Consider the following 17,970-nt stretch of genomic DNA (forward strand, 5'->3'; position numbering starts at 1 on the left):
TTGTCATGCTGAACGGAGTGAAGCATCTATTCGCAGACTGTACAGGGCGAAGAAGTATGGCGAATAACAGCCCCTTCACTGCGTTCCAGGATGACAAAAAGGTTTTTTCAAACTTACATCACGAATTTTTTTTGAATTTCTTCCTAAATATAAACCAGGCTATTCAGCAACTCTGGTGGGTAAATAGGGTTTGCGCCACGCTGGCTGGCAACGAAGGCACCCACCGTACAAGCTCTTTCAACAACCTGTTGCATGGGCTGTTTGGCTAATAAACCGCTAATGAAAGTGGCAAGGAATGCATCGCCGGCACCTACCGAATCGCCCACTTTTACAGGGCAGCCGGGGCTTTCATAAAACTCATGATCATGCCAAACTATGGCGCCGTGTTCGCCACGCGTTACACAAATGGTTTGATTATGATATTTGGAACGAAACTCTGCTATCTGGTCTTTTAATGAATTATTGCTGCCACCTATAAGCAAGTTGGCTTCTTCTTCATTCATCTTCACCACATCGGCACGCGCCACCAGGGTTTCTATGGTTGAAAGTGTAAAATGAGGGGGACGTAGGTTTACGTCGAAAATTTTAAGTGCGGGGGTTTCATCAAGCAGGTTAAGCAAGGTTTCCCGCGTGGTGGTTAACCTACAGGCCAGGCTGCCAAAAACAATGGCGGATGCTTTTTTTGCAGCAGCGTTAAGCTCAGCCGTAGTTTGAATATTATCCCATGAAACAGGCTGGGGAATGATGTAGGTTGCCTGGTTGTTTTTATCCAGTTGTACGGTAACCTCGCAGGTAGGAAACTCATCATCCAGCTGGATCAGATCAGAGTAAAGATCGTTTGATTTTAGGAATCCAATCAGCGCGTCGCCGCTGCTATCCATACCAACAGAGCTGGCAAAGGCTACTTTTACGCCTTGCTGTACCAGATGCCTGGCTACATTCATTGGCGCGCCGCCAGCTTTTTTACCATCGCCAAAAGCATCCCATAAAACTTCGCCGAAGCTTAATACCTGATTTTTCATAGAGTAAGTTTTTGTTAGGCAGTGAAATTCAAATATAGCTGATTTTTTGTGTGAACCGGAATTGTGGAATTAAAGAATTTTTGGATTTTTTTTCATGCTGTTAATTTATAAATTCGATAAATCCCGGTTCAAACAAAATTCCTATATTCAGACTATGAAAAAACTCATCCTGGCTTTCTTTTTGATCCTAAGTTCTTTTCTCTCGCACGCGCAGGATAAACAAGCCATATTAACCGTAATGCATAATCAGGAGCTGGCCTGGAACCGGGCGGATGTGGAAGGTTTTATGCAGGGATACTGGAAATCAGACTCGTTGGTGTTTGTAGGTAAAACCGCGCCTGCCTATGGCTGGCAAACTACGCTTGATAATTATAAAAAACGTTACCCGGGTAAAGCTGCTATGGGGCAGCTTAAATTTAACATAATGCAGGTAAAAGTACTGGATGCTGCTAACGCTTTTGTTTTGGGCGGATGGCACCTTAAGCGGGTTAAGGGCGACCTGGGTGGGTATTATACCCTTTGGTTTAAGAAAATTAAAGGAGAATGGAAGATAGTATGTGACCATACTTCTTAACTTTGGCCCGTTACTTTATAATCAGGGTATGAAAACAGGTTTGGTTATTGGAAAGTTTATGCCTTTGCATATTGGACATACTGCCTTAATTGATTTTGCTTTGGAGCATTGCGACGAGCTGTTTGTTGTGGTGAGCGCCAGTGATGATGAACCTATTGCAGGTAGCCAAAGGTTGGAGTGGATCGAGCAGGTATATAAAAATAACAGCAAGGTAAAACCAATTTTATTGAATTACGACGAAGCTGTATCTCCAAATACTTCTGCATCGGCAGATGGGGTATCCCGGCTTTGGGCTAATTACCTGCAGGTAAAATTGCCACCTATTGATGTGATCTTTGCTTCGGAACCGTATGGCGCTTACATGTGCCGGTTTTTAAATTGCGAAAGCGTTATTTTTAGCGAACCCCGTAAAATGGTGCCTGTTTCGGCCACGCAGCTTTTAAATAACCCCGCGGTATATGAAGCTTTTTTGCCCGATGTTGTAAAAGCTTATTACAGCAAACAGCGATCCTTGTAAAACAGCCTTATTTATAATAGTAAGGCTATAAATTTTCTTTACCCTTACTAACCCATTTGCGCTTAAAATCTGATGGGTTTTCGCCAACTATTTTTTTGAAGAGTTTATTAAAGTAGGATAAGCTTTCAAAACCTATGGCATAACAGGTTTCGGTAACGTTTTTATCTTGCATGAGCAGGTTTTTGGCAACATCAATGCGGTATTGGTTCACAAAATCGGTAAAGGTAATATTGGTTTGTTTTTTAAAGTAGCGGCAAAAAGCAGCGGTAGTAAAATTGACTTTGGCAGCCACTACATTTACATCGGGGTTTAGGTTGTAGTTGCTGTCGATATATTCATAAACGGCCCCCATTCTTATCTTATCTTTTAAAAAGAATTGCAGACTTAAGTCGTCATCATTTAAAATCGTCATTTCATTGGATTTGGCCAGGATCTGAAAAATCTCCATCAACTCCAACAGTTGTTTAAAAGAGCCCAATGCCGAAAGTTGTTTCAGCTTTTGCACAACCATAGCTTTAGTATCGCCATGAAAAGCAATGCCATTAGCGGCTGTTTTAAATAGCTGGTTAATGCCCGCAAATTCTGGCGTTATAGCCACAGCCGTTCCCATAAAATCTTCCTTAAGCTGCACTACTATTTGGTGATATTCGCTCCTGAGGCGGTAATCAAAATTTAAATGAGGCAGGTTACTGCCAATTAAAACCAGGTCGCTTTGGGTATAGCCGGATATATGTGAGCCTACGTGCCTTATTCCGGCGTCGGCCTCCACATATACCAATTCGTATTCGGGATGATAATGCCACAGGAAGGTGTTCCTTAATCGCGGCGAAAAAAGCTTAAACGATTTGCCCGGTTCAAATTCTACTTTCTCCAGTTCTATCTTGTTCATGCTGTATTGTAATCATATTTTATATAAATGTACTTAATTGGTCAATACAGAGCAAATATTGGTCATTATACAGAATAGACAGGTATGGCCATCACCCTACATTTGAATTATTAAATCAATACAAATTATGAAAACCGAAAACGCCACCATGACCATGACTCCGGGACCCGAAAACGCTCATAAGGAAGTACCCGGTAATCCATCAACAGCAAAATCAAGCCAGATACGCCTTAACGAGCGTAAAAACAACGAGCCATTGCGCTTATTGACTGAAGATGATTGGCGGTTTTGGATACAGAATGGTTACGTGATCATCAAAAACGCCGTACCTAAAGAGCAGGTTGCAAAACTGGCTGATTACCTGTGGGAGTACGAAGGTAAAGATGCCCATGATATAGAAACCTGGTATAAAAAACCCAACGCCCAAATGCAAATGACCGAGTTAAATAACACTGGTATGGTAGAAATTTATAACCAACAGTTTTTGTGGGATAATCGCCAGTATCCAAAGGTGCATGAGGCGTTTGCTGATATATGGGGAACCGAAAAGCTTTGGGTAACTATTGACAGGGCTAACCTGAATTTTCCGTTAAGACCAGGTTTTGAATACAAGGGATTTATACACTGGGATTATGATCCCGAAACAAAACCACAAAATGTACAGGGTGTTTTAGCCCTTGCCGATCAAACAGATGAAAACATGGGTGGCTTTCAGTGCATCCCGGAATTGTACCGTACTTACGATACTTGGAAACTTACCCAGCCCGAAGACCGCGACCATTACAAACCCGACACCACCGGTTTTGATATTGTAAAAGTAAAACTGGAAGCAGGCGACCTGTTGATATTTAACAGCCTGCAGCCACACGGCATCCGGCCCAACACCAGCAATGATAAGGTTAGGATAGCCCAATACATAGCCATGATGCCCGCCCAGGAAGATAATGAAGACTTAAGGCAATGGCGCATTAACAGCTGGCAAAGCCGTGAAGCGATGCAAGGCTACGCTTTCCCCGGCGACCCGATGGAACGGGAAAAACAAAACCCTGTTGCAGAGCTTACTGATTTAGGGAAGAAGCTTTTAGGATTGGAGAGGTGGTAGAAAATAAAATGACTCTGTTTTATGTTGATACCCGTTGGCTGTGAGTACACTATGATATGTTAGGAAGGCATAAAAAAGTAGGGGCAATGAGCGATTCCTTCCTCGGGGAAGGGAAGGTAGGGGTTAAATCAGGCGTTCAGGTACGTCGCAGATGGATGTCGGCGAAACCCCTCCCTGCCATTGCGCACATTACAGCCGCACCCCTCCCGAGGGAGGGAATTGAAAATCCGTTAACAAATCTTCCGAACATCTACACCGATGCCCGTTGGCTGTGAGCACACTATATATGGTCGGAAGAAATAAAAAAGGTAGGGGCAATGAGCGATTCCTTCCTCGGGGAAGGAGGAGGTAGGGGTTAAATCAGGCGTTCAGGCACGTCGCAGATGGATGTCGGCGAAACCCCTCCCTGCCATTGCGCACATTACAGCCGCACCCCTCCCGAGGGAGGGAATTGAAAACCCGTTAACAAATCTTCCGAACATCTACACCGATACTCCGTTGGCTGAGTCCTCACCATATATGTTCGGAAGACATAAAAAAGGTAGTGGCAATGTGCGATTCCTTCCTCGGGGAAGGGAAGGTAGGGGTTAAATAAGGCGTTCAGGTACGTCGCAGATGGATGTCGGCGGAACCCCTCCCTGCCATTGTGCACATTACAGCCGCACCCCTCCCGAGGGAGTGAATTGAAAACCTGTTAACAAATCTTCCGAACATCTACACCGATGCCCGTTGGCTGAGTCCTCACCATATATGTTCGGAAGAAATAAAAAAGGTAGGGGCAATTAGCGATTCCTTCCTCGGGGAAGGGGGAGGTAGGGGTTAAATCAGGCGTTCAGGTATGTCGCAGATGGATGTCGGCGAAACCCCTCCCTGCCATTGCGCACATTACAGCCGCACCCCTCCCGAGGGAAGGAATTGAAAATCCGTTAACAAATCTTCCGAACATCTACACCGATGCCCGTTGGCTGAGTCCTCACCATATATGTTCGGAAGAAATAAAAAAGGTAGGGGCAATGAGCGATTCCTTCCTCGGGGAAGGAGGAGGTAGGGGTTAAATCAGGCGTTCAGGCACGTCGCAGATGGATGTCGGCGAAACCCCTCCCTGCCATTGCGCACATTACAGCCGCGCCCCTCCCGAGGGAGGGAATTGAAAATCCGTTAACAAATCTTCCGAACATCTACACCGATACTCCGTTAGCTGTGTCCTCACAGCCAACTTTTGCTGTATAAACGGCCTTAAGCTTTTTTTCTCCCTTAAGTATTTACTGAAAACATTAATATATCTGCTATCAAAGGAAACTTTGGTTATATCTTCATAATTGACATATGTAGGCGTTTCATCAAGCAAGCCGGTAGGGTCGAAGTATTGTATATTAATCTTTTTTTTATTTGCCTTTACAATGGGGCCGATGGTGAAACTGCCGATCTTAGGATCTTCACATTCAACAATTACATTTTGTGGGATATCTTTTATGCTGTTAAAAACTGTTTGCCAGCTACTCAAGTCAATTTTGTAGTTGATACCTACTTTATCAGCTTCGCCTTCGGCAATCATTATTTTTTTAAAACACTTATCATATTTGTTATGGCGAATCTTTTTTAACTGGTTAACAGGTAAAACAATATAGCCGTGAAGAGTAAAATCACCAGCCTCCTGCATCAAAACAAAATCATCAGAATAATCAAGAATATATCCGCTGCTTGTTTCGTCGACACCTTTGGCTACTGTTCTTGTGATCTTGACATAGTTGCCCAGGTGAAGTTTTAATTTCTCGGAAATCATAAGGATAAGGATTTTCCCTAAAGATATAAATAACTATAATCAAAGATGTGCGTTGACGGGCATAATCCGTTGGCTGTGTCCTCACAGCCAACATTTACACTCAAAAACAAAAATAGCGATGAGGACCCCTCATCGCTATAAATAATTCTTTATCAAAAGCCCGCAACAGGCATCCCGAAACCCGGACCTAACCTTATAAAGGTTTGCCGGCTGCAAGTTCTTTATTAGCCCACTTAACGGCCAGTTCCTCGCGAAATTTGGCGTATTTTTCTTTGAAGGCCATCTTTAGTACACTATCAACACCGCCTTTGATAGCCAGGTTGTATAAGCTGGCAGCTTTGCGGGTTAATGATGCATCCCAGGCACGCAGACTTAGTGAGTACGATCCGTCGATGTATTTCATCCAGTGCCAATAACCGGTTGGCATAAACAGGGTATCGCCATGCTCCAGGAATACCTCGGTGCCTTCCACACCATCAAGGGCCGGAAATTTTTTAATGTCGGGATTTTGTACATCATAATCCTCCAGCGCGTAAGTAGCGTTGGGGATACAGTACAAGCGGCGTTTCCACTTATTCTCAAACAGGATCACATGTTTGCGTCCGCCAAAATGGGTATGGAAAATATGCGGAAGATCAATATCGTAATGTAAAAAAGTAACGGAGTTTGAGCCGCCGAAAAACATGGCCGGCATGCTTTCTAAAAAGCCACCCATGAGGTCTTTAGGTAGTACAATATCATCCAATAACTGCGGCGCCTGTTTAAAAATATTAAAGAAAAAGATACGCAGCTCGGTAGGTTGGGTGCGGATCATATCAATATAATCATCAAAAGGCATTTCTGTTGCTGATGAATTGATGGGTTTTGATGGATCAGCTTTGGAGTTATCATATAAAGGCACAACCTTTTTGCCAACAACTTCTTTTAAATATTCAGGGGTCCATTTTTCACGGGCAGGCCAGCTTTTGGTTAGTCCCTTAATTACCAAAGGGCGACGTGGGTTTAAATAATTCTTCTTAAAATCCTCGGGAGAAATATTTTCAACGGTATCAATCGGGTTAAGTATAAAACTCATATAGGGGTGCTTTCCGGGTGTGTTTATTTTAACAATTACTTCATATTACCAAAAAGTAAACAAAGGAACGAAATAAAACTTCAAATGGTATAATTTCCTTGCAAAAACAAAGGCCGGACGCTAAATGCATCCGGCCTTTGTTTTTGGTTTTACAGTACCGGGTTAGTATTAAAGCCCGCCTGCAGTAAAGAACTTATTTGGGCATTAAAACGGTATTCACTACATGTATTACGCCATTGCTTTGGTTTACATCGGCAATAGTAATCCATGATTTGCCGCCTTTTTCATCAACCAGGTAAAGTTTTTTGCCTTTCGCCATAACGGTTAAAGTGCCACCGCTTACTGTGCTTAATTCGGCTTTACCATGGCCTGCTTTTATTTTGGCTACTAAATCGGCAGCGCTTAATTTGCCTGCAACAACGTGGTAAGTTAAAATTTTGGTAAGTGTTGCTTTGTTAGCTGGTTTTACCAGGTTATCAACAGTACCAGCCGGTAATTTATTAAAAGCCTCGTTAGTTGGTGCAAATACAGTAAATGGGCCTGCAGATGAAAGTGTTTCAACCAAACCCGCGGCTTTTACTGCTGCTACCAGCGTGGTATGATCTTTTGAATTTACAGCGTTTTCAATAATATTTTTAGTGGGATACATGGCCGCGCCACCTACCATTTTATTTTGCGCGTTTGCTTTTGGTGTTACTGCTAAAGCTGCTACTGCAAATGCAGCGATGATTAATTTTTTCATTGTCGTGTTTTCTTATAAATGTGGTTAAATAGCACAAGGGTGCCTGGTTGGTTGTTTTAAAGCTGATTAAACTGTCACGAGCTCTTGACGTTTAACCGGCTTTTAGTTGTTTGTTATTTATAAGAAGATACGGGTAGTTAGTGGAGTTGGATTTAGAGGGACGGGATGTTTCTTACACCTTTTTAGGGTATACTGTGTTAAAAGAACAATCCCCCGGCAATGTTATCCGCATATAACTTACCGGTAGCTGTAAGGAAAATGATATTATCTTTTTGGGTGATCCACTCCCTGTCGAAATAATTCCCTGCCGAAATCAGCAATTGATCAGCCGAGCCTTTTGCTATTGTATTAAGCCTGTCCAGGTCAAGTCCCCACATGGTACGTATGGAAGTCATGATGTATTCATTCAGGCGGTTCTCTTCGGTCAGTGTCTCTGTTTCGGCGGGTATTTTACCGGTTACAATAGCTTGCGTGTATTTGGCGTTGTTGGCAATGTTCCACTGCCTTACTTCGCCGTTGTAGGAGTGTGCCGATGGGCCTATGCCCAGGTATTTTACACCTTGCCAGTAATTGGAGTTATGTTTTGAATATTGACCGGGCAAGGCAAAGTTCGAGATCTCGTAGTGCTCAAAACCATGATCGGCCATGGCTTGCATCAGCACCATAAACTGGGCGGCGCTTTGCTGATCGTTCATGGGGGGCTGCTTTTTTGTGCTGATAAAAGCGGCAAGCGCTGTTTGCGGTTCCACCGTCATGGAGTATGCCGAAATGTGCGGAATGGAAAGCTCGAACATCTTATCCAGGTTTTGTTTCCACTTGGTATCGGTTAGCAGGGGGTAGCCATAGATCAAATCGGCTGTGATGTTTTCAAAACCGGCATCCTGTACTCTTTTCACTGCCGATTCTGATTCCCGGCTGCGATGTGCCCGGTTCATCCAAACCAGGTCTTCATCAAAAAAAGATTGTATGCCAATGCTGAAACGGTTTACATCTGTTTGGCGCAAAGCTTTCACTTTAGCCACATCCAAATCATCAGGATTAGCCTCCAGTGTAATTTCGGCCGTTGATGATACGGTGTGAAACTCCGTAACGGTATTGATGAGCAGGTGGATCTCATCGGCCGCTAACACTGATGGGGTGCCGCCGCCGAAATAGATGGTTTCTACCGTTTCGCCGTTTAAAAAGTTTTTTTGTAGCCTGATCTCGCTTACCAGGGCCTGTACAAGTTCGTCCTTATACTTTGGCGATGTGCTGAAATGGAAATCGCAGTAATGACATGCCTGCTTGCAAAAAGGAATATGAATGTAAATGCCTGCCATGCTTTTAAGAGTATATAATCCCATAAAGAATGGGATAGGTTAATGATGTTAATGTATTGATTGTCAATGTTAAAAATGTTTTAATAGCTTTCTTAATCTTTTGTTTTTTATTCTATTTTATGTTACTTTTGTTACTCAGGTGTTACTATTCAGATTTGACGAGTAACAAAAGTAACAAATAAACAGTAATTAATAAGTCATGGTAACTATTAGATACAAAAAGCTAAGCACAGGCAAATTTAGTGCTTATTTGGATGTCTATTCCAATACTGGTGAGGGTAAAGGTAAACGCAATTACGAGTTTCTTAAGATTTATGTAGATAAAGACTATTCTGATGCAGCAAGCCGTGTTAGCGAGCCTGATAAAGAAAAACTGAAGATTATTAAAGCACTTCGTAATAAAAGAGAGGACGAACTGAATTTCTCGGAGCATGGCTATAAGCAACCTGCCAAGATCAATTATTATCTTCAGGACTATCTTGATCAATGCCTTGCAAAGAAATTTAATTATAAACTGGAATGCCTGATCATTCATCTTGGAAAGTATTGCCCCAAACGAACCATATTATTCCAGGAAGTAGATGAAGAATTTTTAGATAAGTTTCAGAGTTACCTGCTTAATCAGGTTAGCCGAAATACAACTAATGCCTACATGTCCGTATTCAGGCAGCATTTCAATAAACTGGTAATTAAAGGGATTATTCAAACTTCTCCTTTTGGTAGTTTTAAGATTATCGAGGAGGAAGACTCGGAGCGCACCACGCTCACTATTGAAGAAGTAAGAACCTTAGCTAATTACGTTCCCAAAAGAGGAAACAGCCAGATCAGGGAAGCTTTTATATTTTCTTGTTTTACTGGTTTGCGGTTTTCGGATATTAAGAAATTGCATTACGATGAAATTGTTAACGAACAGCTGATTTTTCGACCGGCAAAAACGACAAAGAAAATTGTTACTGTACCATTGGCCGATGAAGCAAAAATAATTATTGCAAAAGTGGTCAAGCATCCTATAAATAAGAAAGTGTTTTGGGATTTGCCAACAAGTCAGGTGGTAAATGTTTACTTAAAATTTTGGGCATTGGAAGCCGGTCTGAAAAAAAACCTCCATTTCCATGCTGCCCGGCACACTTTTGCAACCATTGGCCTGACTTTTGGAATCGATATATATACCATGAAAGAACTGCTGGGACACAGTAAAATTGAAATGACCCAAATCTATGCTAAAATCGTTGACGAAAAGAAACGAAACGAAATGTTGAAATTTCCTAAACTTTGAATATGAAAAAGGTTTTTTTTGAAATCGGTTTAGTAATAGCGTTTACCCTGGTCTACCTTTTGGTTCCGGGAATACGCTTGCCGCTGATTATTACCTTTGGCGTATTAGGCATTTGGCTATTACCCGTCCAATTATTTTTATCGGTAAGTTTTAAAAACTGGCAGGATGAACTTAGTGGCCGTTTTCATCATTTGCCGACACAGGAGCGTTTATTGCAGGTTAAGGGTACTTTTGAGGGTCTTGACCCGATAGAGGTTAACAAGCTTCGCTTGTTTTATATCAATATAAGTATTTTTCACTACCTGCTGATGATTTTCTATGGCCTGTCATTTTTGTTGATCGGCCTTTTGTTTTTGGGTTTCGGTGTCTATTCTAAAGGTACGTATTTTGTTGCTATAAGTCTTTTGGGATTTATTATTACCTGTTTTATCGGCTACGTCTTGATTGGTCAGATTTTTCCCGACGGAAACAAGAAAAATATCAATGCTGTTTTCTATCTGTTTTGGAGCAAGGACTGGCAAAAACAACTTTCTGCACTTGCTCAGATAGACAAGGAGGATTTTCAGTTATTGCGTAAACCGCAGTCATTCTATGATTTTTGGCGGCAAGGTAAAACAGTAGAAGAAAAGGAAATGGCATTTAAAAAATTAATAGAAGACCTAAACAGGCATAGTAAAAGCGGGCCACTTTTTAAATATAATGAGCAGGGAAAAATAGCGCTTACCGAAATTATACGTAATGGTGCGCCCGACAAAACGCTGGCAGGTTTCCTTAAATACTGCATTAAAGACCGGAAAATACTTTCGGAGGATATTTTGAAAAAAAGTCATAGGGGATTATTGCATTCCGTTTTTATGATCGGTCAAAACAAAGGACTTGTCGTATTAGAGAACGAAAGATTTAAAACCTTACCCGATGATTATGTCGAGGTATATAAATCAATCCTTAAAGAATAAACGTTTTGGATAGAACTCCATAATGTACCCAAGCATGACATAAAGTACGTTCGTACGATACCGCCCAATCGGTCGTATAGGTCTATTTTGTTCTATTTTTTTGCTTCCGTTAACCAAAACGGAGGTCGAATGAATATCAATGAAAACACCAGGGTAATAGATCTTAAAGTATCAGATCTGTTGACCATTTTAAAAGAATCCGCAACAGCTTTGCCCGCACCAATACTGGTGCCAAGCGACGAAGATGAAATAGGAGGCTATGAGGTAGCAGAGAAAACTACGGGTTACGCACGCCAAACCCTTTACCAGTTAAAATCTGCAGGAAAGATTCCCTGCATTGTCCTTCCTAACGGTGGTGTCAGGTTCTCTAAAAAGGAGATCGTTAGCTGGCTGATGTCCCATAAAAGGCTAACCGACAAAGACATAGCCGAGAAAGCAGAAAATTTTGTTTTTAAACGCCGTTTGCGCAGAAAATAAGGGGAAATATGGAACAGGAATATCCTTATCTCCGAATCGGCACGGCCTATTACAAGATCGTTCAAAAGCCCCTCGCTTCGGGTGACCGCATGACACTGCTCCTTCCCTGTTCGGTAGAGTGCATTAAGCAAGATCATGGCAAGAGCTATCTGTCCGGTATACCGAAATATGATGGCTTTTGCTTTGTACCGTCACACCTGCATTACAAGCGGTTTATCGGCAATTTTTATAATCGGTATCATCCATTTATACATGTTCCGAAGATTGGCCAGCCAGAACGGACGCTGGCCTACCTGGGCCATATTTTCGGCGACCAGCTCGAATACGGTTTGGATTATTTAAAAATTCTACTCGAAATACCGATGCAGATGTTGCCCATCCTTTGCCTGGTCAGCACCGAACGGAATACAGGCAAGACCACTTTTTTGAAAAGTTACAAAGATGTATTTCTGTTTTTAAACAACGACAAGGCCGGACAAACCGCCGCAGAAAAGTTGAGACAAGCAGATATCAACGGCATTGATGCCAGCGAGTTTTACAAAGGCTATAACGATGTGAACGATTACCTGAGCGCCCAAAGGAGGGGCGCTTTGCGAGCGGAGGCAAGGCGCGAAGCGCCTGAAGAAAAGGGGCTGGGGTTGGGACGGTAAACCAGTTTTTTTTCATCAGCAAATACTGCTTGCTGTATAGATGTATATCGGTATAAAGGGCGAACGGCGAATGGCCGTTTTTTATCCGCTTGTAAGGAGCAAGTTTGTGTTTTTGTTGCCACAAAAACATCCCGGATGCCTGTCGGCACCGGGCAAACTTGCCTTTTGCGCCCGATGGTTGCAAAAGGGAAAAACGAAAGAAAAAGTAAGGAGGTAACCGATGGAAGCAACAGTTAAGACAACTAATAAACAACCGGTAACCCAGCCCAAAAACAAAGGAGGCGCACCAAAGAAAAGGGTTAAACGGGAGTTGATTATACGTATCAGGATGACAGCGACCGAGCGCTTTTATATTGACAGCAAAGCCAAAACCGCAGGCATGCGTTCAAGCAGTTGGATAAGAGCAGCAGCCAAAAGTGCCAAGGTGGTTCCCCGCTTAACAGACGATGAGCGGCGCATCCTTTGGATGCTTGCCGAGCTTGCCAATAACCTGAATCAATTGACAAAGCTTGCGCACCAGGTAGGTTTATTGACGGTAGTTCGTAACTGCGATAAAATTTTGAAAGAGATAGATATTACTTTAAAACAGCTCAATAACAATGATAGGGAAAGTGATAACGGGTAGAAGCTTTGGCGGGTGCATCCGCTATGTGGTACAAAAAAATGATGCAGTGGTATTGGATGCAGCTGGCGTACGAATGCAACAGGTTAATCAAATCATCAACGATTTTAACCTGCAACGAAAATACAATCCCAACTTAGGAAAAGCAGTTGGACATATTGCTTTAAGCTGGAGCGTTAACGATGCCGCTAAGCTGAACGATGAGGTAATGGTGACATTGGCGAAAGAGTACCTGCAAAAAATGAAGATACAGGACACGCAGTACTTAATCGTAAAACACCAAGATAAAGATCATCCGCATATCCACATCGTTTACAACCGGGTAAGTAATAATGGTAAAACCATATCCGATAACTTTCAAAAACAGCGCAATGTACAGGTTGCTAAAGAATTGACTTTAAAGCATGGCCTTTACCTGTCATCGGGTAAAGAGCGCGTTAACCGCCAGCAGCTTAAAGGTGAGGATAAAATTAAATATGAATTATTCGATGCCATCAGGGCCGCCAGCAAAAAAGTAAAAAATATCAATGAGCTAAAGCAGGTATTAGCTAAACAGGGTATTGTTACCTATTTGAAATATAAGAGCGGCACCACTGAGGTACAGGGCATCAGTTTCAGTAAAGGCGAATATAGATTTAAAGGATCAGAGATAGACCGGAGTTTAAGTTATGCAAAGCTTAGCCAGGCAATAGAACAACAGCAGGCTAAACCGGAAAAGAGTTTGGCAGACCAGCTAAGAGAAGTAATGGAAAACGCAAAGCAGGAAAGAGAAAGCCAGGACAAGACCGAAAAAATAACTTATTTAAAGCCGGAGCCGGAAACCCATTACCTGAGGCAATCGCTATCAGCAGGAGCGGATTTATTAGGTGGCATGCTTGGCAATATAGCCGACGACGATGACAGCCCGGAAAGAAGACGGCGAAAGAAAAATGAACAACAGCAAAGTAAAGGAATATCAAGATGAAAGAAATAGATGAACTAAACCAAAGGATAAATGGAGTAGATGAACTTATTGACACCTTAGTCAAAACCAACACGGATATGGAAAGAAGACAAGTAAAACTCGAAGAGCATATAGAGAATATTAAAGACCTTGTTCCTATAATTAAAGCAATGGAAAGTAAAACGAATTATCCTGAGGTTTATATACCTGACTACAGTGAAGAGTTCGGACAGATCTTTGCGGAAATTCAAAAAGCTTATGCCGAATCCGGCAAAGAAACGTCCACTGCATCCTTCCAAAAAGTTATAGATAAAATAGACGCCTTAAATATAGATATAAGGGCATTGGCTAAACGTTACTTTGATCCAAAGACAAGTTGGCTGCTTATCATTTGCAGCATACTCATCCTACTGGTAGCCGCATTGACAGGTACGACAATGGGCTTCGCATTCGAAGCATATGAATTTAAACTGAAAAACAACGCTGAAAATATATCAACTAGAGATACTGTTAACCGGTTCTCCCCAAATAAAACTTTTAAAAAACATAAAATGAAAGCTGGAAGAATAAAACAGTTTTTGCACCATACAGACAAAACAGAATAAGTGAACCCTTTATTTGTAAGACAATGAACAAAACGTTAAATTTGAATAAGTTTGAGAAGAACAGCGAACTTAGCATTTTTATAAATGCTAAACATGAGCCAATTGGTGTATTAATTCCATTGGAGCAATGGAAAAAGATAGCACCTACGGTAGATAAAAATTCTGAACTGCATCAACTAATGGATCAATTAACATTTAAACCGATTTTTGAACGTTCTTTAAAAGAGCAGAATAATTGGCTGGATCAGGAAATTGAACAGGTTGAAGCAGAACACCTGCAAAAAGGATTATATAATATTTATCAGGACGATACATATTGCAAAGACAAAGATGTCTTTATACATCAATATACTGACCACCGTGAACTTGTAAAAGTAAATGCGGATACGGGCCAAACCCAAACTATCAGGAGAAGTTTCTAATGAAGCATCCACAATTGTATGTTTTTGCCGGACCCAATGGTGCCGGTAAGAGCACGCTGTCGGCGAGTATGCTTTTGCCTGGTACGCCCATATTTGACGGTGATAAGGAGTTTGCATTGTTAAAGAAAGAATTCCCGTCCACCGATAGTGGCAATCTCTACGAAGCCGTAAATGGGCATATATTTTCCGATTGGAAGAATAAAGCAATGGAACAGTCGCTCGATTGTGCCTTTGAAACTAATTTCAGATCCTCAGAGGTGATGAACTCTGTAACTGAATTTAAAAAATCCGGTTATCAAGCCAGGCTCATCTTTTTCGGACTTGATAGCCTGGAGGCTTCTATCGAACGCGTAAAACTTCGGGTGGCGAATGGTGGTCATCAGGTTAGCCTGGATAATATAAAAGCTAATTATGAAATGGGATTGAAGAATTTGACTAAATACTATCAAGATTTCGACTCTGTTCACTTAGTGAAGAGCTTTGCATCAAATGAGTTAGATAGGAAGCTAACCTCCTATTTAACAATCGAGGCTGGCCAAATTGAGGAGCGAGCAGAATTAATTCCTGATTGGGCGAATGACCTTGTAAAAACTGCTGAGTTAAATCAATATGCAAAAATCATGGACAAGCAGCAACCCGAACAGAATCAAGAAAATAAAAAAGATCAATCACGTGGAATTGGTCGGTAAACATTCCATTTCACCGCGCTCGGCAAAGTTACCGACCGGCGGATGAAATGTAAAGGCTATACAAGCGAAGCATTTTAATTTGTTTTTTAGCGGTGCTTCGGCCTTGACATTTCATCCACCTTGCGCTTTTGGTGCCTAAGCGTTGAAAATGGGATGGTGAATTCAACTACTAATTAAGTTAGAATTTTATCTGTAAAAGAAATGTCTTTAATAACAAGAACCTTATCATAAAGGAACATTTTTATGATAGTAAGGACAAGCAGGAAAGCCACCTTTAATCAATTTCTACACTAAACCCAGCCTCTCCGGCAGCATAAAATTCAATATTTCTCTTCTTGAAATGTTTAGCGTAGTTCTCATACCGTTGCTTCAGAAAAAAGTCTTTCGCATAGCCGTCGTGAACCGGAAGTATATGCTTTGGATGAATTTTGTCGCCAAATTCAGCAACTTTCAGTTCGGTAGTAAAGGGTGCCATGATTGGAAGAATCAATAAATTTATTCCTTCATATGCATAAAGCTTTAGCTCAAACGAATCAACCGGATTCAATATTGTATCGTCAATAACGTAAGCTTGCATATCCGGGAAGGGGCTATCCAATATAGGCTCGTGAGCAACATTTAAAACATCCAAACTAAAAGGACCAATTGTCATTTCGCCTTCTTCGACAAGAATACTTTCCAAACCATTGGCAAAAAGTTCTTTCGAAACTTCTGCGTTAGTATAAATAGTAGCCTTACTTAGTTCAATTATCTTTTTCAAATTCTCCATATCCAAATGGTCGGGATGATTGTGGGTGATAATCACCGATTGCACATCATTAAACATTTCCGCTGTGACTAACCCTTCAGCAAAAGAAAACTTTCCAGGATCAAATAGAATTTTAAAGCCAGTTTTTTCAAATAAAAGACAAGAATGAATGTATTTTGTAATCTTCACTACCTTATTTTTTTAAATACTTTTCTATTTCTTCTGTAGAGTTTCCTACTTTACTTATTGCGGACTTTAATTCATCGACTGAAATTTTAAAGTGTTTTGCCCAATACTCAAAATCATAAGCCTCACTTGATTCAAATTCCCTTTCGTCGCGCTCTTTAGCATTTATCGATTCATCCATGTTTTAATTATTTATCTACTCAATAACATTAAGCACAAGTTATGGTTTCATTACCTGAGATTATACTTGTTTAACGAGTTATCTTATAATTAGTAAAGCCTCAATAGCTTAATTGTCGTGGCTTACCGTCCTATAAAGTAAATCGTTGCTAACTAATTAAACATTTTGTTGTTTATGAAACACTTATGTCAACCGAAGAAAACAAGCCAACCTCAAACCCCAGCGACCACCTCGCTAATGAAAGAACATTTTTAGCCTGGATCAGGACCAGTGTTGCCATAATGGGCTTCGGCTTTGTGGTGGTAAAATTTGCGCTTTTTATTAAACAGATCTCATTAGTCTTGAATACTAAACAAACCGTGTTACCCGGCAAAGGTTATTCTACACAAATTGGAATCTTACTGGTGGCCATTGGTGCTTTTATGGCTTTGTATTCGTACTTGAGATATCGAAATACGGAAAAGCAACTCTTAAATAAGGCCTATAAGCCATCACAGCTTCCTTCACTTTTACTAACCCTAGCTATTGTGATAGTAGGTGCCTTATTAGTGATCTACCTGATACCGGGTCTATAATCAAAATTGTTTAATAACATTTAGTTATTGAACATCATTAATCATGATAAAAATACCCTTCATTCTGTAATTACTTTTGATGTATTAAATAACAACAAAATATTACAAAATGAAAAACTCAATAATCAAAACAGCACTTATCCTGATGGTATCAGGATTTACAATTAACGCCAATGCTGCAACAGGCGGTGTAAAAGCGCCAGAACAAGTTACTGCTGAATTTACAGCTAAATATCCCGGCGCAGTACTTAAGGATTGGAAAATGGACAAAGCCGGTTACAAGGCAGAATTTAAGCTTAACCACAAAAAACAAACTGCTGTTTACGCTGCAGACGGAACCTGGTTAAAAAGTTCGATAAAGCTAAGCGGGACCAAAGACATGCCGTTGGCAGTTAAAACTGCATTGAGGAACAGCAAATATGCTTCATTCTATGAAGATGAGATCAAGGAAGTTACCACCCAAAACGGAACGCTATATGTTTTAACCATTGACAATCATAGCGGAAGTACAATGGCTACCGAGGGTTACGGCTCATGGGAAGATTACCAGATAATTTACGACATTAACGGCGCTCTTTTAAGCTTAAAAGAATTATAATAATCCTCTTAATAAATAA

Annotated in this window: 22 protein-coding genes; 14 read left to right on the forward strand and 8 right to left on the reverse strand. The window is 41.1% G+C overall.

The features are described from left to right. Window positions 1–143: 143 nt before the first annotated feature. The gene (locus tag AC1DYB_RS18830) at window positions 144–1,022 is read right to left on the reverse strand and encodes a carbohydrate kinase family protein (RefSeq protein WP_477392330.1); all 879 of its coding nucleotides are present in this window, start codon (window positions 1,020–1,022) and stop codon (window positions 144–146) included. 154 nt (window positions 1,023–1,176) lie between these two features. Here AC1DYB_RS18830 and AC1DYB_RS18835 point away from each other — a divergent pair, with 154 nt between their 5' ends. Beyond that, window positions 1,177–1,596 (forward strand): YybH family protein, encoded by a 420-nt coding sequence (locus AC1DYB_RS18835; protein WP_477437082.1) that lies wholly within the window; start codon window positions 1,177–1,179, stop codon window positions 1,594–1,596. Window positions 1,597–1,624: 28 nt separating this feature from the next. Continuing rightward, on the forward strand, window positions 1,625–2,113 hold the full coding sequence (locus AC1DYB_RS18840; protein WP_477437083.1) for an adenylyltransferase/cytidyltransferase family protein: 489 nt from the start codon (window positions 1,625–1,627) through the stop codon (window positions 2,111–2,113). Between the two features lie 25 nt (window positions 2,114–2,138). Here AC1DYB_RS18840 and AC1DYB_RS18845 read toward each other — a convergent pair whose 3' ends face one another. Next, complete coding sequence (locus AC1DYB_RS18845; RefSeq protein WP_477437084.1) at window positions 2,139–3,002, reverse strand: helix-turn-helix domain-containing protein; 864 nt, start codon at window positions 3,000–3,002, stop codon at window positions 2,139–2,141. Window positions 3,003–3,129: 127 nt separating this feature from the next. Here AC1DYB_RS18845 and AC1DYB_RS18850 point away from each other — a divergent pair, with 127 nt between their 5' ends. After that, window positions 3,130–4,104 (forward strand): phytanoyl-CoA dioxygenase family protein, encoded by a 975-nt coding sequence (locus tag AC1DYB_RS18850; protein ID WP_477437085.1) that lies wholly within the window; start codon window positions 3,130–3,132, stop codon window positions 4,102–4,104. 1,117 nt (window positions 4,105–5,221) lie between these two features. Here AC1DYB_RS18850 and AC1DYB_RS18855 read toward each other — a convergent pair. The 4 genes from AC1DYB_RS18855 to hemW all read right to left on the reverse strand — a co-directional run bounded on the left by AC1DYB_RS18855 (window position 5,222) and on the right by hemW (window position 9,023). Beyond that, window positions 5,222–5,887, reverse strand: a complete 666-nt coding sequence (locus AC1DYB_RS18855; RefSeq protein ID WP_477437086.1) for a hypothetical protein — start codon at window positions 5,885–5,887, stop codon at window positions 5,222–5,224. Window positions 5,888–6,080: 193 nt separating this feature from the next. Continuing rightward, window positions 6,081–6,962 carry a cupin-like domain-containing protein gene (locus AC1DYB_RS18860; protein WP_477437088.1) on the reverse strand — a complete coding sequence of 294 codons (882 nt, stop codon included), beginning with the start codon at window positions 6,960–6,962 and terminating at the stop codon, window positions 6,081–6,083. A 193-nt stretch (window positions 6,963–7,155) separates the two neighbouring features. Further along, entirely contained in the window at window positions 7,156–7,704 is a 549-nt protein-coding gene (locus tag AC1DYB_RS18865) for a fasciclin domain-containing protein (protein WP_295717511.1), read from the reverse strand. A gap of 197 nt (window positions 7,705–7,901) precedes the next feature. Beyond that, the gene (hemW, locus tag AC1DYB_RS18870; protein WP_477437090.1) at window positions 7,902–9,023 is read right to left on the reverse strand and encodes a radical SAM family heme chaperone HemW; all 1,122 of its coding nucleotides are present in this window, start codon (window positions 9,021–9,023) and stop codon (window positions 7,902–7,904) included. Window positions 9,024–9,222: 199 nt separating this feature from the next. Here hemW and AC1DYB_RS18875 point away from each other — a divergent pair, with 199 nt between their 5' ends. The 9 genes from AC1DYB_RS18875 to AC1DYB_RS18915 all read left to right on the forward strand — a co-directional run bounded on the left by AC1DYB_RS18875 (window position 9,223) and on the right by AC1DYB_RS18915 (window position 15,663). Further along, entirely contained in the window at window positions 9,223–10,299 is a 1,077-nt protein-coding gene (locus AC1DYB_RS18875) for a site-specific integrase (protein WP_166091309.1), read from the forward strand. Window positions 10,300–10,301: 2 nt separating this feature from the next. Continuing rightward, window positions 10,302–11,255, forward strand: coding sequence for a hypothetical protein (locus tag AC1DYB_RS18880; protein WP_166091311.1), 954 nt, complete (start codon window positions 10,302–10,304; stop codon window positions 11,253–11,255). A 129-nt stretch (window positions 11,256–11,384) separates the two neighbouring features. Next, a complete protein-coding gene (locus tag AC1DYB_RS18885; protein WP_166091312.1) occupies window positions 11,385–11,732 on the forward strand; it encodes a helix-turn-helix transcriptional regulator in 348 nt (115 codons plus the stop codon). Window positions 11,733–11,740: 8 nt separating this feature from the next. Beyond that, window positions 11,741–12,382, forward strand: a complete 642-nt coding sequence (locus tag AC1DYB_RS18890) for a hypothetical protein (protein WP_477437093.1) — start codon at window positions 11,741–11,743, stop codon at window positions 12,380–12,382. A 220-nt stretch (window positions 12,383–12,602) separates the two neighbouring features. Continuing rightward, window positions 12,603–13,007 (forward strand): plasmid mobilization protein, encoded by a 405-nt coding sequence (locus AC1DYB_RS18895; protein ID WP_166091314.1) that lies wholly within the window; start codon window positions 12,603–12,605, stop codon window positions 13,005–13,007. Next, entirely contained in the window at window positions 12,982–13,968 is a 987-nt protein-coding gene (locus AC1DYB_RS18900; protein WP_166091315.1) for a relaxase/mobilization nuclease domain-containing protein, read from the forward strand. Before AC1DYB_RS18895 ends, AC1DYB_RS18900 begins: the two co-directional genes overlap by 26 nt. Continuing rightward, complete coding sequence (locus AC1DYB_RS18905) at window positions 13,965–14,552, forward strand: hypothetical protein (protein WP_166091316.1); 588 nt, start codon at window positions 13,965–13,967, stop codon at window positions 14,550–14,552. Before AC1DYB_RS18900 ends, AC1DYB_RS18905 begins: the two co-directional genes overlap by 4 nt. A 23-nt stretch (window positions 14,553–14,575) precedes the next feature. Continuing rightward, complete coding sequence (locus tag AC1DYB_RS18910) at window positions 14,576–14,974, forward strand: hypothetical protein (protein WP_166091317.1); 399 nt, start codon at window positions 14,576–14,578, stop codon at window positions 14,972–14,974. Continuing rightward, window positions 14,974–15,663 carry an ATPase gene (locus AC1DYB_RS18915; RefSeq protein ID WP_166091318.1) on the forward strand — a complete coding sequence of 230 codons (690 nt, stop codon included), beginning with the start codon at window positions 14,974–14,976 and terminating at the stop codon, window positions 15,661–15,663. The genes AC1DYB_RS18910 and AC1DYB_RS18915 overlap by 1 nt, the downstream gene beginning before the upstream one ends. A gap of 274 nt (window positions 15,664–15,937) precedes the next feature. Here AC1DYB_RS18915 and AC1DYB_RS18920 read toward each other — a convergent pair whose 3' ends face one another. Beyond that, complete coding sequence (locus AC1DYB_RS18920) at window positions 15,938–16,600, reverse strand: MBL fold metallo-hydrolase (RefSeq protein WP_166091319.1); 663 nt, start codon at window positions 16,598–16,600, stop codon at window positions 15,938–15,940. Window positions 16,601–16,604: 4 nt separating this feature from the next. Next, window positions 16,605–16,778 carry a DUF3606 domain-containing protein gene (locus tag AC1DYB_RS18925; RefSeq protein WP_166091321.1) on the reverse strand — a complete coding sequence of 58 codons (174 nt, stop codon included), beginning with the start codon at window positions 16,776–16,778 and terminating at the stop codon, window positions 16,605–16,607. A gap of 185 nt (window positions 16,779–16,963) precedes the next feature. Here AC1DYB_RS18925 and AC1DYB_RS18930 point away from each other — a divergent pair, with 185 nt between their 5' ends. Both AC1DYB_RS18930 and AC1DYB_RS18935 read left to right on the forward strand, forming a co-directional pair. Continuing rightward, window positions 16,964–17,353 carry a YidH family protein gene (locus AC1DYB_RS18930; protein ID WP_166091323.1) on the forward strand — a complete coding sequence of 130 codons (390 nt, stop codon included), beginning with the start codon at window positions 16,964–16,966 and terminating at the stop codon, window positions 17,351–17,353. Between the two features lie 109 nt (window positions 17,354–17,462). Next, the gene (locus AC1DYB_RS18935; RefSeq protein ID WP_166091324.1) at window positions 17,463–17,951 is read left to right on the forward strand and encodes a hypothetical protein; all 489 of its coding nucleotides are present in this window, start codon (window positions 17,463–17,465) and stop codon (window positions 17,949–17,951) included. The last annotated feature ends 19 nt before the right edge of the window (window positions 17,952–17,970 follow it).

It is taken from the genome of Mucilaginibacter sp. P2_A4, assembly GCF_056405015.1.

Excerpts from the sequence above, each read along its gene's own strand:
- AC1DYB_RS18880 (WP_166091311.1), top strand. The coding sequence starts at position 10,302 with ATGAAAAAGGTTTTTTTTGAAATCGGTTTAGTAATAGCGTTTACCCTG.
- AC1DYB_RS18850 (WP_477437085.1), top strand. The coding sequence starts at position 3,130 with ATGAAAACCGAAAACGCCACCATGACCATGACTCCGGGACCCGAAAAC.
- AC1DYB_RS18900 (WP_166091315.1), top strand. The coding sequence starts at position 12,982 with ATGATAGGGAAAGTGATAACGGGTAGAAGCTTTGGCGGGTGCATCCGC.
- AC1DYB_RS18830 (WP_477392330.1), bottom strand. The coding sequence starts at position 1,022 with ATGAAAAATCAGGTATTAAGCTTCGGCGAAGTTTTATGGGATGCTTTT.
- AC1DYB_RS18885 (WP_166091312.1), top strand. The coding sequence starts at position 11,385 with ATGAATATCAATGAAAACACCAGGGTAATAGATCTTAAAGTATCAGAT.
- AC1DYB_RS18875 (WP_166091309.1), top strand. The coding sequence starts at position 9,223 with ATGGTAACTATTAGATACAAAAAGCTAAGCACAGGCAAATTTAGTGCT.
- AC1DYB_RS18895 (WP_166091314.1), top strand. The coding sequence starts at position 12,603 with ATGGAAGCAACAGTTAAGACAACTAATAAACAACCGGTAACCCAGCCC.
- AC1DYB_RS18890 (WP_477437093.1), top strand. The coding sequence starts at position 11,741 with ATGGAACAGGAATATCCTTATCTCCGAATCGGCACGGCCTATTACAAG.
- AC1DYB_RS18935 (WP_166091324.1), top strand. The coding sequence starts at position 17,463 with ATGAAAAACTCAATAATCAAAACAGCACTTATCCTGATGGTATCAGGA.
- AC1DYB_RS18925 (WP_166091321.1), bottom strand. The coding sequence starts at position 16,778 with ATGGATGAATCGATAAATGCTAAAGAGCGCGACGAAAGGGAATTTGAA.
- AC1DYB_RS18930 (WP_166091323.1), top strand. The coding sequence starts at position 16,964 with ATGTCAACCGAAGAAAACAAGCCAACCTCAAACCCCAGCGACCACCTC.
- AC1DYB_RS18915 (WP_166091318.1), top strand. The coding sequence starts at position 14,974 with ATGAAGCATCCACAATTGTATGTTTTTGCCGGACCCAATGGTGCCGGT.
- AC1DYB_RS18855 (WP_477437086.1), bottom strand. The coding sequence starts at position 5,887 with ATGATTTCCGAGAAATTAAAACTTCACCTGGGCAACTATGTCAAGATC.
- hemW (WP_477437090.1), bottom strand. The coding sequence starts at position 9,023 with ATGGCAGGCATTTACATTCATATTCCTTTTTGCAAGCAGGCATGTCAT.
- AC1DYB_RS18910 (WP_166091317.1), top strand. The coding sequence starts at position 14,576 with ATGAACAAAACGTTAAATTTGAATAAGTTTGAGAAGAACAGCGAACTT.
- AC1DYB_RS18905 (WP_166091316.1), top strand. The coding sequence starts at position 13,965 with ATGAAAGAAATAGATGAACTAAACCAAAGGATAAATGGAGTAGATGAA.
- AC1DYB_RS18835 (WP_477437082.1), top strand. The coding sequence starts at position 1,177 with ATGAAAAAACTCATCCTGGCTTTCTTTTTGATCCTAAGTTCTTTTCTC.
- AC1DYB_RS18840 (WP_477437083.1), top strand. The coding sequence starts at position 1,625 with ATGAAAACAGGTTTGGTTATTGGAAAGTTTATGCCTTTGCATATTGGA.
- AC1DYB_RS18845 (WP_477437084.1), bottom strand. The coding sequence starts at position 3,002 with ATGAACAAGATAGAACTGGAGAAAGTAGAATTTGAACCGGGCAAATCG.
- AC1DYB_RS18860 (WP_477437088.1), bottom strand. The coding sequence starts at position 6,962 with ATGAGTTTTATACTTAACCCGATTGATACCGTTGAAAATATTTCTCCC.
- AC1DYB_RS18865 (WP_295717511.1), bottom strand. The coding sequence starts at position 7,704 with ATGAAAAAATTAATCATCGCTGCATTTGCAGTAGCAGCTTTAGCAGTA.